16 protein-coding genes are annotated in these 14,864 nt (G+C 64.6%); 15 read left to right on the top strand and 1 reads right to left on the bottom strand.

Annotated features, from left to right (window positions below):
- The first annotated feature begins 131 nt into the window (after nucleotides 1–131).
- Both C8J26_RS11540 and C8J26_RS11545 read left to right on the top strand, forming a co-directional pair.
- Complete coding sequence (locus C8J26_RS11540) at nucleotides 132–860, top strand: phosphatidylserine decarboxylase (RefSeq protein ID WP_107958094.1); 729 nt, start codon at nucleotides 132–134, stop codon at nucleotides 858–860.
- Nucleotides 860–1,717, top strand: coding sequence for a CDP-alcohol phosphatidyltransferase family protein (locus C8J26_RS11545; RefSeq protein WP_107958096.1), 858 nt, complete (start codon nucleotides 860–862; stop codon nucleotides 1,715–1,717). The genes C8J26_RS11540 and C8J26_RS11545 overlap by 1 nt, the downstream gene beginning before the upstream one ends.
- Here C8J26_RS11545 and C8J26_RS11550 read toward each other — a convergent pair.
- Nucleotides 1,656–1,889, bottom strand: coding sequence for a hypothetical protein (locus C8J26_RS11550; protein WP_244185264.1), 234 nt, complete (start codon nucleotides 1,887–1,889; stop codon nucleotides 1,656–1,658). The two genes, C8J26_RS11545 and C8J26_RS11550, sit on opposite strands and share 62 nt — an antisense overlap.
- Before the next feature lie 325 nt (nucleotides 1,890–2,214).
- On the opposite strand from C8J26_RS11550, the gene rpsB reads away from it, so the two are divergent.
- The 13 genes from rpsB to C8J26_RS11615 all read left to right on the top strand — a co-directional run bounded on the left by rpsB (nucleotide 2,215) and on the right by C8J26_RS11615 (nucleotide 14,489).
- On the top strand, nucleotides 2,215–3,066 hold the full coding sequence (gene rpsB / locus C8J26_RS11555) for a 30S ribosomal protein S2 (protein WP_056417133.1): 852 nt from the start codon (nucleotides 2,215–2,217) through the stop codon (nucleotides 3,064–3,066).
- A gap of 90 nt (nucleotides 3,067–3,156) precedes the next feature.
- Nucleotides 3,157–4,089 carry a translation elongation factor Ts gene (gene tsf, locus C8J26_RS11560; protein ID WP_107958099.1) on the top strand — a complete coding sequence of 311 codons (933 nt, stop codon included), beginning with the start codon at nucleotides 3,157–3,159 and terminating at the stop codon, nucleotides 4,087–4,089.
- Between the two features lie 411 nt (nucleotides 4,090–4,500).
- A complete protein-coding gene (pyrH, locus tag C8J26_RS11565; protein ID WP_056417137.1) occupies nucleotides 4,501–5,229 on the top strand; it encodes a UMP kinase in 729 nt (242 codons plus the stop codon).
- Between the two features lies 1 nt (nucleotide 5,230).
- Nucleotides 5,231–5,788: a ribosome recycling factor gene (gene frr, locus C8J26_RS11570; protein WP_056417139.1), complete on the top strand. Its 558-nt coding sequence runs from the start codon at nucleotides 5,231–5,233 to the stop codon at nucleotides 5,786–5,788.
- Nucleotides 5,789–5,814: 26 nt separating this feature from the next.
- Entirely contained in the window at nucleotides 5,815–6,534 is a 720-nt protein-coding gene (locus C8J26_RS11575) for an isoprenyl transferase (protein WP_107958101.1), read from the top strand.
- 65 nt (nucleotides 6,535–6,599) lie between these two features.
- A complete protein-coding gene (locus tag C8J26_RS11580; protein ID WP_107958230.1) occupies nucleotides 6,600–7,355 on the top strand; it encodes a phosphatidate cytidylyltransferase in 756 nt (251 codons plus the stop codon).
- Nucleotides 7,352–8,506, top strand: coding sequence for a 1-deoxy-D-xylulose-5-phosphate reductoisomerase (locus C8J26_RS11585; protein WP_107958103.1), 1,155 nt, complete (start codon nucleotides 7,352–7,354; stop codon nucleotides 8,504–8,506). Before C8J26_RS11580 ends, C8J26_RS11585 begins: the two co-directional genes overlap by 4 nt.
- 27 nt (nucleotides 8,507–8,533) lie before the next feature.
- Nucleotides 8,534–9,667 (top strand): RIP metalloprotease RseP, encoded by a 1,134-nt coding sequence (gene rseP / locus C8J26_RS11590; RefSeq protein WP_107958105.1) that lies wholly within the window; start codon nucleotides 8,534–8,536, stop codon nucleotides 9,665–9,667.
- A 53-nt stretch (nucleotides 9,668–9,720) separates the two neighbouring features.
- Nucleotides 9,721–12,522, top strand: coding sequence for an outer membrane protein assembly factor BamA (bamA, locus tag C8J26_RS11595; protein WP_208631382.1), 2,802 nt, complete (start codon nucleotides 9,721–9,723; stop codon nucleotides 12,520–12,522).
- Nucleotides 12,522–13,187 (top strand): OmpH family outer membrane protein, encoded by a 666-nt coding sequence (locus tag C8J26_RS11600; RefSeq protein ID WP_056417152.1) that lies wholly within the window; start codon nucleotides 12,522–12,524, stop codon nucleotides 13,185–13,187. The genes bamA and C8J26_RS11600 overlap by 1 nt, the downstream gene beginning before the upstream one ends.
- Before the next feature lie 63 nt (nucleotides 13,188–13,250).
- Nucleotides 13,251–13,700 carry a 3-hydroxyacyl-ACP dehydratase FabZ gene (gene fabZ, locus C8J26_RS11605; protein WP_056417376.1) on the top strand — a complete coding sequence of 150 codons (450 nt, stop codon included), beginning with the start codon at nucleotides 13,251–13,253 and terminating at the stop codon, nucleotides 13,698–13,700.
- Between the two features lie 104 nt (nucleotides 13,701–13,804).
- Nucleotides 13,805–14,035, top strand: coding sequence for a 50S ribosomal protein L31 (gene rpmE, locus C8J26_RS11610; RefSeq protein WP_055880673.1), 231 nt, complete (start codon nucleotides 13,805–13,807; stop codon nucleotides 14,033–14,035).
- Between the two features lie 121 nt (nucleotides 14,036–14,156).
- Entirely contained in the window at nucleotides 14,157–14,489 is a 333-nt protein-coding gene (locus C8J26_RS11615) for a PilZ domain-containing protein (RefSeq protein ID WP_107958107.1), read from the top strand.
- The last annotated feature ends 375 nt before the right edge of the window (nucleotides 14,490–14,864 follow it).

The raw sequence follows: 14,864 nt of genomic DNA on the forward strand, positions 1-14,864 counted from the left end.
GTTTGACGAGCGTCTAGGGGAGCGCGTCGCGTCGATCAACCGTTGGCCAACCACCCGGCAACCGTTGGCCCTGTAAGGAAAAGCCGGTTCATCGTTGTATCGCGCGTCGTGCACGGATAGACCCGCGCGTTATGGCATCGCTCGACAAGCCGCCCGTCACGACCTCCACGGTCAAATGGCGATTTCCCGCAGTCCATCCGGAAGGCCACAAATACGTCGCGATCGCGACCGGCATCACGCTGCTGCTGACGATGGTCAGCCACGTGTTGTTCTGGCCGATGGTCGGCGTGCTGATCTGGGTTGCGACGTTCTTCCGCGATCCGGTCCGCACCACACCGCAGGGCGAGGGGCTGGTCGTCGCACCGGCCGACGGGCTGATCACGATGATCCAGCGCGTTCCCATCCCGCGCGAACTTGCCGGCGAGAACGGCCTCGGCGATGCGCCGCTGGTCCGCGTCTCGATCTTCATGTCGGTGTTCGACGTGCACATCAACCGCACGCCGATCGCGGGGACGATCCGTCAGGTGGTCTATATCTCGGGCAAGTTCCTCAACGCCGATCTCGACAAGGCGAGCGAAGAGAATGAGCGCCAGCATTTCGTGGTCGAGGACCGCACCGGAATGCGCATCGGCTTCACGCAGATCGCCGGCCTCGTCGCGCGCCGTATCCTGGGCTTCGTAAAGTCGGGTGACATGGTCGCAGCCGGCCAGCGCATCGGCCTGATCCGCTTCGGCAGCCGGGTCGACGTGTATCTGCCCGATCATGTCGTGCCGCAGGTATGCCTCGGCCAGCGCAGCATCGCGGGCGAGACCGTCCTGGGTCGCGTCGGTGGCGTGCCAGTCGGGGGTATCGCGCAGTGATGGACCGCGACGATATCGACGACGGCTCTACCGATTCGATCGAAGGCCGCGGGCGGGGACGCTTCGGCCGTACGCGCCGTGCGCCGCGTGGGCTTCCCTTGCGCGCGGTCGCGCCCAACGCGGTAACGGCGCTTGCGCTGTGCTCGGGTCTCAGCGGCGTGCGATTCGCGATCGGCGGGCAATGGGAGAGCGCCGTTGCGATGATCATGGTTGCGGGCGTGCTCGATGGCCTCGACGGCCGGATCGCACGGATGCTGCATGGCGAGAGCCGGTTCGGTGCCGAACTCGATTCGCTCTCGGACGCGATCTCGTTCGGCGTCGCGCCGGCTTTGATCGTCTATCTCTGGTCGCTCGCCGCGCTGCCGCGGGTAGGGTGGATCTGCGCGCTGATCTTCGCGGTATTCTGCGCGCTGCGCCTCGCACGGTTCAACGCCAAGATCGACGAGAGTCACCAGCCGCACAAATCGGCCGGTTTCTTGACCGGCGTGCCGGCCCCGGCGGGTGCCGGCCTTGCACTGATGCCGATGTTCTTCTGGTTCTGGACCGACGAGGCGCGCTTCGCATCGCCCTATTTCGTCGCGCCATGGGTCGCGTTCATCGCGCTGCTGATGGTATCAAGCGTCGCGACCTATTCCTGGGGCTCGCTCAAGCTGCGTAGCAACGTGCGGTTCGAGGCGCTCGCGCTCGTCGTCCTGCTCGGCGCCGCGATGGTGAGCGCGCCATGGCATACGCTCAGCATCATTTGCGTGCTGTACCTGATATCGATGCCGTTCAGCATCGCCAGCTACGCCAAGATCAGGCGGCAGCGTTCCAGCGGCGCGCGGACGACGGAGCCGTCGTCGACGCCCAGCGCCTGACGGCGATCCGGCGCTCGGCGACTGCGAGCGTCCGGAGCGGCTGGAAGGCGGGTTCGACATTGCCCAGCGCGAGCCGGACGATACGATCCCATTGTGGCGCGATCGACGATACGATCATCATGCCTGCGACCGCGAATGCACCTGCAAAAACCATGAAGCTCAGAACCAACATCACGTCCGCCTTCCTATGAGTTGCGAACAAATTCCTAATATCCGCAAACACTTGGTCAGAAACATCGTTCCACTCGTCGCATTTCGAATCTCGCCCTGCCGGGGTGATTCCGCGCCGAGTCGAACATCTGTTCCTCTCTGAGCCCTTTATGTTCTCATTGCGTTCCATGAGTCAAGCTGTGGTTGAGCGATTGCGTTTCGGGTAAAGCCACGCTAAGGGGCGCGCCTCTAACCCCGCATGGGAGGCATCATAGCCCGGTGCGTCACGGTCATTCGGCCAGGACGTCATCCGCTTCCCAGAGGCACAACCGGAAGGATATATCCCTATGGCGGCACCAGTCGTCTCCATGCAGCAGCTCATCGAAACGGGCGCGCATTTCGGCCACCAGACTCACCGGTGGAACCCCAAGATGAAGCCTTACATCTTCGGTGATCGTAACGGCGTCCACATCCTCGACCTCTCGCAGACCGTGCCGCTGTTCGCACGCGCGCTCGAGTTCGTCTCGTCGGCGGTTGCCGGTGGTGGCAAGGTCCTGTTCGTCGGCACCAAGCGTCAGGCGCAGGAGCCCGTCGCGGACGCAGCACGTCGTTCGGGCCAGCACTTCGTCAACCATCGCTGGCTGGGCGGCATGCTCACCAACTGGAAGACCATCTCGGGTTCGATCAAGCGTCTCAAGACTCTCGAGGAAATGCTGTCGGGCGACACCGTCGGCCTGACCAAGAAGGAAGTCCTCCAGCTCACCCGCGAGAAGGACAAGCTCGAGCTGTCGCTCGGCGGCATCCGCGACATGGGCGGCATTCCCGACGTGATGTTCGTGATCGACGCGAACAAGGAAGAGCTGGCGATCAAGGAAGCGAACACGCTGGGTATTCCCGTCGTCGCGATCCTCGATTCGAACGTGTCGCCGGACGGCATCGCCTTCCCGGTTCCCGCGAACGACGACGCAGCCCGCGCCATCCGCCTGTACTGCGAGGCGATCGCGATCGCCGCGACGCGTGGCGGCCAGGAGCAGCAGCGCCGCACCGGTGCTGACGTCGGCGCGATGATCGAGCCGCCGAAGGAAGAGGCCATGGCCGAGCCGACCGTCGAGGCAACCGCCGACACGACGCAGGCTGCGGCGAATGCCGATACCGCTGCCGAGTTCGCAGCTGAGGGTGAGCGCCAGATCGACGCGTAAGCGTCGTCGTCGAACCGTCATGCGGGCGGGGTAGGGCATCAGCTCTGCCTCGCCCGCAACTACATTCAGACCTAAACAAGGATGAGAGACATGGCCGATATCACGGCAGCAATGGTCAAGGATCTGCGCGAAAAGAGCGGCGCAGGCATGATGGATTGCAAAAAGGCGCTCAGCGAGAACGCCGGCGACATGGATCAGGCGATGGATTGGCTGCGGACCAAGGGTCTCGCTGCTGCCGCCAAGAAGTCCAGCCGTACCGCGGCCGAGGGCCTGGTCGGCGTCGCCGTGTCGGGCACCAAGGGTGCTGCGGTCGAAGTCAACTCGGAGACCGATTTCGTCGCCAAGAACGACCAGTTCCAGTCGTTCGTCCGTGACGTGACGCAGATCGCGCTCGCCAAGGGCGGCGACATCGAGTCGCTCAAGTCGCAGGCGATGCCATCGGGCAAGACCGTCGAGGAAGTCCTGACGAACAACGTCGCGACGATCGGCGAGAACCAGTCGCTGCGCCGCTCGCGCACGCTGGAAGTCAGCAAGGGCGCGGTCGTGCCCTACATCCACAACGCCGCTGCCCCCGGCCTCGGCAAGATCGGCGTTCTTGTCGCTCTTGAGTCGGAAGCTTCGGACGAGGCTCTCCAGGCGCTCGGCAAGCAGCTCGCGATGCACATCGCCGCGGCGTTCCCGAAGGCGCTGAACGAGTCCGACCTCGACGAAGCCGAGATCGAGCGCGAGCGCGCGATCGCGACCGAGAAGGCCGCCGAGTCGGGCAAGCCTGCCGACATCATCGCTAAGATGGTCGAAGGCGGCATCGCCAAGTACCGCAAGGAGCATGCGCTGGTCAGCCAGCTGTTCGTGATGGACGGCAAGACCAAGATCTCCGACGTCGTCGCCAAGGCCGGCAAGGATGCGGGCGCCGAGATCAAGCTGGTGGACTATGTCCGCTTCCAGCTCGGCGAAGGCATCGAGAAGGAGCAGTCCGACTTCGCAGCCGAGGTCGCTGCAGCGTCGGGTGTTCCGCAGGCGTAAGCTGACTCTTTCCCTCGCCCCTACGGGGAGAGGGAGGGGGCCCGCGGCCGCTTGGCCGTGGGAAGGGGGAGGGGCGTGATGAGGTCTTGAGTCTCACGCCCCCTCATCCGGCCCTGCCGGGCCACCTTCTCCCCGAGGGGAGAAGGATAAGGCGGTGTCATTCCACCCGGTCCGTCATCCCCGCGCAAGCGGGGATCCATATCCTCTGCGGGCGATGATCGATCGCGACGGCAGTCACTCTGGGTTCCCGCCTCCCCGGGAATGACGATACTAGCCCCGCGCGCACTCCCGCGACCGATGATTTTCCGTCGCTTTGCCGTGGAGAGACGGTGCAGGCCTCGCGCGGCGCTTCCCATCGTGGCGCTCGCCGCCTAAGGTCCGCGCCGCCCCGCCAATCACAATTCGAGATTTATGACGCCTCCGCGCTTCAAACGTATTTTGCTGAAACTGTCGGGCGAGGTCCTGATGGGATCGTCCGGCCTGTCGATCGACACCGAGGTCACCGCGCGCGTCGCAGGCGAGATCGCCGATGTCAAAGCCAAGGGCTATGAGATCTGCATCGTCGTCGGCGGCGGGAACATCTTCCGCGGCATGGCCGGCGCCGCCCGCGGCATGGACCGCGCGACCGGCGATTACATGGGCATGCTAGCGACCGTGATGAATGCGCTCGCGGTGCAGAACGCGCTCGAGCAGATCGGCATCGACACGCGCGTCCAGTCGGCGATCCCGATGGCGAGCGTGTGCGAGCCGTTCATCCGCCGTCGCGCCGAGCGTCACCTCGAAAAGGGTCGCGTCGTGATCTTCGCGGCGGGCGTCGGCAGCCCCTATTTCACCACCGATTCGGGCGCCGCGCTGCGTGCTGCCGAGATGAAGTGCGATGCGCTGTTCAAGGGCACCTCGGTCGACGGCGTCTACAACGCCGACCCGAAGACCCACCCCGACGCGGTGCGCTACGAGACGGTGTCGTACAGCCGTGTGCTGTCCGACGACCTCAAGGTCATGGACGCCAGCGCGATCGCGCTGTGCCGCGACAACAATATCCCGATCGTCGTCTTCAACATCCGCGAACCCGGCAATCTCGCCGCGGTGCTGGCGGGTGATGGCGTGTCGACGGTCGTTCAGAACGAGCAGGAGAGTTAAGATGGCAGCGTATGACAAGAGCGACCTGGAACGCCGCATGGCGGGTGCCGTCGAAGCGCTGAAGCATGATCTGGCGGGTCTGCGCACGGGCCGTGCGTCGACCGCGCTGCTCGATCCGGTGATGGTCACGGTGTACGGCTCGTCGATGCCGCTCAACCAGGTCGCGACCGTGTCCGCGCCCGAGCCGCGGATGCTGTCGGTGCAGGTCTGGGACAAGTCGAACGTCGGCCCGACCGACAAGGCGATCCGCTCGGCCGGCCTCGGGCTCAACCCGATCGTCGACGGCCAGACGCTGCGTCTGCCGATCCCCGATCTGACCGAGGAGCGCCGCAAGGAGCTCGCCAAGCTCGCCGGCCAATATGCCGAGAAGGCTCGCATCGCAGTCCGCAACGTGCGTCGCGACGGCATGGATTCGCTGAAGGTCGACGAGAAGAAGGGCGTGTTCGGCGAGGACGAGCGCAAGCGTCACGAGACCGAAGTCCAGAAGCTGACCGACAGCATCATCGCCGAGCTCGATGCGACCGCGACCGCCAAGGAAAAGGAAATCCTGGGCAAGTGAGGCCGTTGGCCTCTTCGACTGCGCCGTTGGCTGCCGTCCCGTCGGGCGGGGCGGTGCCGCGTCATGTCGCGATCATCATGGACGGCAATGGCCGCTGGGCGAAGAAGCGGTTCCTGCCGCGCTTCGCCGGGCACAAGGCCGGGGTCGAGGCGGTGCGCAAGGTGACTCGCGCCGCGCGGGCCATGGGGATCGAGGCGCTGACGCTGTACGCGTTCTCGTCCGAGAACTGGCGGCGTCCGGTCGAGGAGGTCACCGACCTGATGGGATTGCTCCGGCATTTCATCCGGAGCGACCTCGACGAACTCGCACGCGAGAATGTGCGGCTGCGGGTGATCGGCGACTATCACAGCTTTTCGGCGGATCTCGTCGCGATGGTCGACGATGCGATCGCACGCACCGCGACCAACACCGGTCCGATCCTGGCGATCGCGCTGAACTACGGCGCGCATGCCGAGCTGGTGACCGCCGCGCGGCGCCTGGCCGAGCGCGCGCGCGACGGTTCGCTCGATCCCGCCGACATCGATGCGACAGCAATCGAGGCCGAACTCGACACGCATGACCTGCCGCCGCTCGACCTGATGATCCGGACGTCGGGCGAGCAGCGTCTGTCGAACTTCCTGTTGTGGCAGGCGGCCTATGCCGAGCTGCTGTTCGTCGACACGCTGTGGCCCGATTTCGACGCCGCCGCGCTTGCCGATGCGGTTGCCGCGTTCGGCCAGCGCCAGCGCCGCTACGGTGGCCTGTGACTCTTACCGACCCCGACAAGGCCCCCGATCAGGCGCTGCGCACGCCGTCCAATCTCCAGCTCCGGATGATCGCCAGCATCGGCATGATCGCCGTGGCGAGCATCGCTCTGACGCTCGGCGGGATCGCGTTCTGGCTGCTCGGCGTCGTGGCCGCGCTGTTCATGATGGCGGAATGGTCGATGCTGCAGGGCGCCGACGCCAAGACCAAGCGGATGACTCAGTTCGCGCTGTCGGTACCGCTCGCGCTGATGGCGCCCGCATCGCTCATCCTGGTCGTGCATGATTTCTTCACGCTCGGGCTGCTCGCGGGCGCCGCGTTCTTCGTCGTCATCACGACGAGGAAGCCGCAGCTTGCGCTCGGCATACTCTACTGCGGTCTTCCGGTGCTCGCGCTGATGATCATCCGGCGGCAGGACGACGGCATTCTCTACACGCTGTGGGCGCTGTCGCTGGTGTGGGCGTGCGACATCGGCGCGTTCTTCACCGGGCGGACGCTGCGCGGGCCCAAGCTCGCGCCCGTGATCAGCCCGAACAAGACCTGGTCGGGGCTGATCGGCGGCGTCGTGCTGGCCGGCGCGGTCGCGGCGGTCCTGCACACGCACTATGGCCTGCCGATGCGGCTCGCGCTTGCGACGCCGGTGCTCGCCGTGCTCGCGCAGATGGGCGATCTTTATGAGAGCTGGTTGAAACGGGTGGCAGGCGTGAAGGACAGTGGCAATATCCTGCCCGGGCATGGCGGCGTGATGGATCGCCTCGACGGGCTGGTCCCGGTCGCGCCGATCGCCGCGGCGCTCGTCCTGTTGCCAAATCTCTACGCATGAAGAGCGTCACGATCCTGGGGGCGACCGGTTCGGTCGGCACCTCGACGCTCGACCTGATCGAACGCGAGCCCGATCGCTTCCGCGTCGTCGCGCTGACCGCCAATTGCGACGTGGGGCGGCTCGCCGAGGCCGCGATTCGCACCAAGGCCGAATTCGCGGTCGTCGCGGACGAGGGGTGTCTTCCCGATCTCCGCGACGCGTTGGCTGGCACCGGAATCCGTGCAGGCGGTGGTGCCGAGGCGATCGCCGAGGCCGCCGCCTCGGGCGCGGACTGGACGATGGGCGCGATCGTCGGCTGCGCGGGGCTGAAGCCGGTGATGGCGGCGATCGAGCAGGGCGGCACCGTGGTGATCGCCAACAAGGAACCGCTGGTCTCCGCCGGCGACGTCATCCTCGCCGCGGCGAAGCGGACTGGCGCGACTCTGCTACCGGCCGATTCCGAACATAACGCGATCTTCCAGTGCTTCGATTCGGCACGGCCCGAACGCGTCCGCCGGATCATCCTGACGTGCAGCGGCGGGCCGTTCCGCGACTGGACGATCGAGCAGATGCGCGACGTCACACTCGAACAGGCGGTCAAGCATCCCAACTGGTCGATGGGCGCGAAGATCTCGGTCGATTCGGCGACCTGCATGAACAAAGGCCTCGAACTGATCGAGGCCGCACGGCTGTTCCCGATTGCGCATGACCGGATCGAGATCGTCATCCACCCGCAGTCGGTCGTCCACAGCCTCGTCGATTATGTCGACGGATCGGTGCTGGCGCAGCTCGGGCCCCCCGACATGCGCACGCCGATCGCGCACACGCTGGCCTGGCCCGACCGGATGGCGACTCCGATGGCGCCGCTCGATCTCGTCGGAATCGGCCGGCTCGAGTTCGAGGCACCCGATCCGGTCCGCTTTCCGGCGCTGCGACTCGCGCGCGAGGCACTGGACGCGGGAGGGGCGCGACCGGCGATTCTCAACGCCGCCAACGAGGTCGCGGTCGAGGCTTTCCTGAAACGGCGTATTTGTTTCCTCGAAATTGCCGCAATCGTCGAACATACATTATCATGTTACGACCCGGCCGCGCCGGACAGCGTCGATGCCGTCTTGGCGATCGATGCAAAGGCGCGGATATTGGCGGGCGAGCGTGTACAGGCCCGTCAATGACGGTCGTCCAGTGAAGGATTACGCGGTTTGATCGAAACACCCGGCATCCTGTTGACCATCCTGTCGTTCGCGCTGGTGATCGGGCCGCTCGTGTTCGTGCACGAGATGGGGCATTATCTTGCCGGGCGCTTTTTCGGGATCAAGGCGGATGCCTTCGCAGTCGGTTTCGGTCGCGAGATCGCCGGGTTCACCGACAGTCGCGGAACCCGCTGGAAGTTCGGGTGGCTGCCGCTCGGTGGCTATGTGAAGTTCGCGGGCGACATGAACCCCGCCAGCCAGCCCTCCGCGGAATGGCTGTCGCTACCCGCCGAAGAGCGCCGGCGCACCTTCCAGTCGAAGCCGGTGTGGCAGCGCGCGATCGTCGTCGCGGCAGGGCCGGTCGTCAATTTCGTCGTCGCGATCCTGATTCTCGCCGGGTTCGCCTTTGCGTATGGCGATATCCGTATGCCGCCGGTCGTCGGCGGCACGCTGCCCGGCAGCCCCGCCGCCGCCGCAGGATTGCAGGCCGGCGACCGGATCACCGCGATCGGCGGCCGATCGGTCGAGACGTTCGACGACCTGGCCCGCTATGCCCGGATCCGCGCCGGCGAGCATACGCAGATCGACGCGGTTCGCGGCGACCAGTCCGTGTCGCGCGATGTCGTGATCGGCACCGAATTGCAGCGCGATCGATTCGGCAACGAATATCGCATCGGCCGTCTCGGGATCGAGGGCGGCAAGCCCGTCATCATCCCCGTCTCTCTCCTCGAAGCCCCCGTCGTCGCGGTGAAGCGCACCGGCGAGATCGTCTCGATGATGGTCGAGACGCTGGGGCAGGTCATCACCGGGCGGCGCTCGGTGAAGGAGCTTGGCGGACCGCTCAGCATCGCCAAGGTGTCGGGCGAGCAGATGTCGCTCGGGCTCGACGCCTATGTCTTCCTGATTGCCCTGGTTTCGATCAATCTAGGGTTCATCAATCTGCTGCCAGTGCCGATGCTCGATGGCGGTCACCTCTTCTTCTATGCGATCGAGGCGGTGCGTCGGCGCCCTGTCGAGCCGCAGGTGCAGGAGTGGGCGTTTCGCGGCGGTCTCGCGGCGATCCTCGCGCTCATGCTGCTGGTGACCTTCAACGATCTCGGCAATTTCGGGCTGTGGAAGAATCTGGCTGGCTTGATCGGCTGACCACGATAGGGCAGGGCGGGCGCGCCTTGTATGTGCACGTTTTTAGGGTGGGTTTGGTGACAGCGATCAACGGTAATGATTTCGCGCGCAAGGGCGCCCTGCTGCTTGCAGGAACGATCCTGTCGGGCGTTCCCGCGCTGGCACAGACTGTGCCCGCAGGTTCCGCGACTCCGGCGCCCGGTCGGCAAGCCGCAGCCAAGGCTGTAGCGGCCAAGGCTGCTGTGGGTGTAACGCCCGTCGCCGCCCCGGTATCCGCGCGGACGATAAAGACTTTGCGAGTCGAGGGATCGCAGCGCATCGAGCCCGAGACGGTGCTGTCCTACACCAAGCTGCGCGTCGGCATTCCGTACACCCCGGAAACGCTCGATCAGGCGCTGAAGGATTTGCAGGCGAGCGACCTGTTTGCGGATTATTCGATCGCGGGCGTCGAGGACGGCAACATCGTGCTCCGGGTTCGCGAGAATCCGATCATCAACCGCGTGATCATCGAGGGTAACAAGGCGCTCAAAAGCGACAAGATCACCAAGGAAATCAAGCTCGCCCCACGCCAGATCTTCACGCGCACCGCGGTTCGCCAGGATATCGGCCGGATCATCGAGCTGTATCGTCGTCAGGGCCGCTTCGCCGCGGTGGTCGATCCCAAGATGGTCAATCTCGACCAGAACCGGGTCGATGTCGTGTTCGAGGTCAGCGAGGGACCGAAGTCCAAGGTTCGCCAGATCAACATCCTCGGCAACGAGGTGTTCTCCGACGACCAGATTCGCGGCCAGATGGCGACCAAGCAGTCGCGCCTGTTCCGCCTGCTGTCGTCCGCGACCAGCTATGACCAGGATCGCCTGTCCTACGATCAGCAGAAGCTCCGCCAGTTCTACCTGACGCAGGGCTATGCCGATTTCCGCGTGACGTCGGCGGTCGCCGAGCTGACCCCGGACAAGAAGGACTTCATCATCACGTACGTGGTGGAGGAGGGCAAGCGCTACAAGTTCGGCGACGTCACCGTCGACAGCCAGATTCGCGACTTCGACAACACCAAGCTGGCAGCCACGCTGCCGCTGAAGAAGGGCGACTGGTACAACGCCAAGCTTGTCGAGGATTCGGTCGACAATCTCAGCCAGACCGCGGGTCTGTTCGGCTATGCATTCACCGAGGTGAACCCGGAGTTCCAGAAGGACGCCGAAACGCTGACGATGGGGATTAATTTCAACATCGCCGAGGCCAAGCGCACCTATGTCGAGCGGATCGACATCAACGGCAACACGCAGACGCAGGACAAGGTCGTCCGCCGCGAGATCCGTCTGGCCGAGGGCGATGCGTTCAACAGCTTCCAGGTGAAGCGTTCGCAGGATCGCATCAACTCGCTCGGCTATTTCGCGGACAAGATGGAGATCAAGCAGCTGCCGGGCTCCGCGCCCGACCGCGTGATCCTCGAGACGAACCTCGAAGAGAAGTCGACCGGCGAGCTCCAGCTGTCGGCAGGCTATTCGAGCCTCGAGCGCTTCATCGTCCAGGCGAACATCACGCAGCGCAATTTCCGCGGCAAGGGCCAGGAGCTGCGCGCCGGCGTGAACTATTCGAGCTATTCGAAGTCGGTCGAGCTGGGCTTCACCGAGCCGTATCTGTTCGACAAGAACATCGCGCTGGGCGGCGACATCTTCCGTCGCGATTACAACTCGTTCAACTATGTCGGCAACGATCGCCAGACCAATTACTCGCAGGTCTCGACCGGCTTCCAGCTGCGCGCCGGTGTGCCGCTGACCGAATTCTGGTCGCTGTCGGGTCGTTATGGCCTCTCCTATGACGAGGTCAGCCTCGACAGCCAGTATCTGAACGCTGACGGCTCGTGTAACCTGGAGATCGCTGGCCGGTATCTATGTGAGGCGATCGGTAACCGGTGGACGTCTTCGGTCGGGTACTCACTCAGCCGTGACACGCTGAACAGCCGCTTGCGTCCGACCGCGGGCTCGCGTTTCTCGTTCAGCCAGGATTTTGCCGGGCTTGGTGGCGACGTGAAGTATCTGCGTACGCGTCTCGAGGGATCGAAGTACGTGAACCTCGGTAGCGGCTTCATCGGCTCGATCATCGCCGAGGGTGGCTATATCCATCCGCTCGAGAAGAGCCCCGGCCCCGGGCGCGATGCCATCCGGATCACCGACCGCTTCTACCTCGGTGAACCACAGTTCCGCGGCTTCGACATTCGTGGCGTCGGTCCGCGCGTCCTACGCGCCGGCTACGTTATCGCGGCGGACGGTACCCAGTCTGTGCAGACCAATCGTGACCAGATCCAGGACGACGCGCTGGGTGGTCGTGCCTATTACCTGGCACGGGCCGAGATCGAGATCCCGTTGGGTTCGGGCGCGCGCGAACTGGGTCTGCGCCCTTCGATCTACGCCCAGGTCGGCAGCTTGTTCGGCATCAAGAAGCCTCTGCCCACGTTCAACTATGAACAGGCGAAGAGCGCCGCTGGGGCGCTGCTGTTCAATGCGGACGGTTCGCCGACATTGTTGCAGAACCAGTATAAAGATGGCGCAGGCAATCCATTGTACCTGACGCCGGAAATTCCAGCGACTACGACGACGGCCGCAGTAGCATCGGTGCAGACCATCTGTCCTACGGGCGTTGCAGCCGCGGGGACGACGACCTGCGTTGGGACTACCGCCAATGCGCGCTATCTCAACCCGAACATCTATCAGGAATCCTTCCTCGGCAACTCGGCCAAGCCGCGTCTGTCGGTCGGTATCGGCGTGAACTGGAACTCGCCGTTCGGCCCGCTCCGGATCGATCTCGCCAAGGCCTTGCTCACCCAGAAGGGTGACGACCCCAAGCTTATTACTTTCAACGTAGGGACACAGTTCTGATGACGACGTTCAAGACGCTTCTCCTCGCCGCAGCGCTCGTTGCGCCGGCTGCCATGACCGCGACCGCTGCCGATGCACAGGTTTCGGGCGTTGCCGTTGCCGACGCGCAGGGTGCGATCGCCAACTCGAAGGCCTGGAACGCTGCCCGCGCCCAGATCGAGACGACCTACAAGGCACAGCTCGATCAGGCCGAGACCCGCCGTCAGGCCGTCGCACGCGAGCTCCAGCCGCTGGTTACCGCGTTCCAGACCGCACAGCGTGCGCCCGGCGCGACCGAAGCGACGCTTCGTCCGCAGGCTCAGGCGATCCAGACTCGTGAAAACGCCGCCAACCAGGAACTCGCTCGCCTGACGCAGCCTGCGCAGCGCGCGCAGCAATATGCGATCGAGCAGATCCAGGCGAAGCTCAGCGACGCTGTGACCGCAGCGGTGCGCGCAAAGAACGTCAGCCTGTTGCTGCGTCCAGAGGCTGCGCTGTTCGCACAGCCGACCGCCGACATCACCGCCGCCATCACGACCGAGCTCGATCGTCTGGTCCCGTCGGTCAGCACGGCCGTGCCGGCGAACTGGCAGCCGAACCAGCAGGGTGGTCAGCAGCAGCAGGGTGCCGCAGCGGCACCAGCCGCTCGTGCACCTGCCGCGACGCGCACCCCGCAGGGTCGCTAAGCCAAACCGATGACCGAGATCGTCACTGCCGGGACCGCGGCTGAAGCCGAGGGCAAGACGGGGATGGGCCCGCTCGATATAGGGCGGGTAATGGCCGCGTTGCCGCATCGCTATCCGTTGCTGCTGGTCGACCGTGTCGAGGATCTGATCCTCGACACCTCGATCACCGCGATCAAGGCGGTGTCGATGAACGAGCAGTTCTTCCAGGGGCATTTCCCTGGACGGCCGATCATGCCCGGCGTGCTGATCGTCGAGGCGATGGCGCAGGCGGCGGGGATACTCGCCGTCGAGTCGCTCGGGCTCGCAGGCTCGGGCAAGCTCGTCTATTTCATGGCGATCGACGGGGCGAAGTTCAGGAAGCCGGTCGAGCCGGGCGTGTTGCTCAAGCTCGAGGTCGCGTTCGTCCAGAAGCGTAGCGCGGTGTGCAAGTTCGCCGGTCGTGCGCTGGTCGACGGGCAACTGGTCGCCGAGGCGAACTTCACGGCGATGATCGCCGACCCGCCCAAGGCCTGAGACCGGGGCTGAACCCGGCAATCTTGTAAATTAGGGCGCGTCCGTGTACGGGCGCGCCTTCCATTTCAGGCTGGTCGGAACCAGCCACATACCGGAGACGTCGCATGAAGGCCGATACACACCCTGATTATCACATGATCACCGTCCAGATGACCGATGGCAGCAAGTATCAGACTCGCACCACCTGGGGTAAGGAAGGCGATGTCATGACGCTTGAGATCGATCCGCTCGCGCATCCGGCATGGACCGGCGGCCGTGGCACGATGCTCGATACGGGCGGCCAGGTCGCGCGCTTCAACAAGCGTTTCGGTGGCGGTCTCACGCTCCGCAAGTAAGGATAAACCCCGGAATGGGTTGGATTAAATCGGTTCCGGGGTCGTTTTTAAGATTTAGTTAGGCATCGACGGCTAGACCGTACTGGCAATCCAAACTTGGACTCGCAAGGACGAGGACGCCATGTTCGCCGCCGACTTCGAACCCGCAGAGCGATCGACCCGCCGCGGTTCGCCACGGGCTCCGATCGCGCTCGACGTCAGCATCGGCAAGACGCACCGCACCTTGTGCAAGGTCGTCGACATCTCGATCAATGGCGCACGCCTCCAGACCTATTCCGCGCTCAAACGCGGCTCGAACATATGGCTCAATCTCCCGCATATCGGGCAGGTCGCCGCCACGGTGATGTGGGCGGACGATTTCACTGCAGGCTGCCAGTTCCGCAAGCCACTGCCGCTCGCGGTTTTTGCAACCCTGACCAGCACGGACGAGAACGCGGACGCAACTGCACGCTAGCGGGATCTCGGTCCTGAACGTCCTGCCCCGTGGCATGGCAAACCCGCTCGAGACGATCGGCTAAAGCGGCGTAGAAGCCCGTGCGGCGCAAGCATGAGCTGCAGGCCGGATGGAAGGGTAGGGCGGCAGCATTCCGGGCTGAGATTCGAAAAGTGACCTGGAACTGTAAAAAACCGTTTGACGGGTGTGTGGGGTGGCCGTAGAGGGGTGTCACCGCAGCGGAGTGCCTCACCGGCTTCTGGAGCGGTCGCAAAAAACCAGATGCTCCAAGCTTCCTGCAAGGGAGGTTATGCGAGTGTCGGTATTTTTGTCGGCTCTTTGACATTGTAGGTTTAGATGAAGGGACATGTGGGCGGCGGCTTGCGGTTTCCGGGC

It is taken from the genome of Sphingomonas aurantiaca (assembly GCF_003050705.1).
Taxonomy (GTDB): Bacteria; Pseudomonadota; Alphaproteobacteria; order Sphingomonadales; family Sphingomonadaceae; genus Sphingomonas; species Sphingomonas aurantiaca.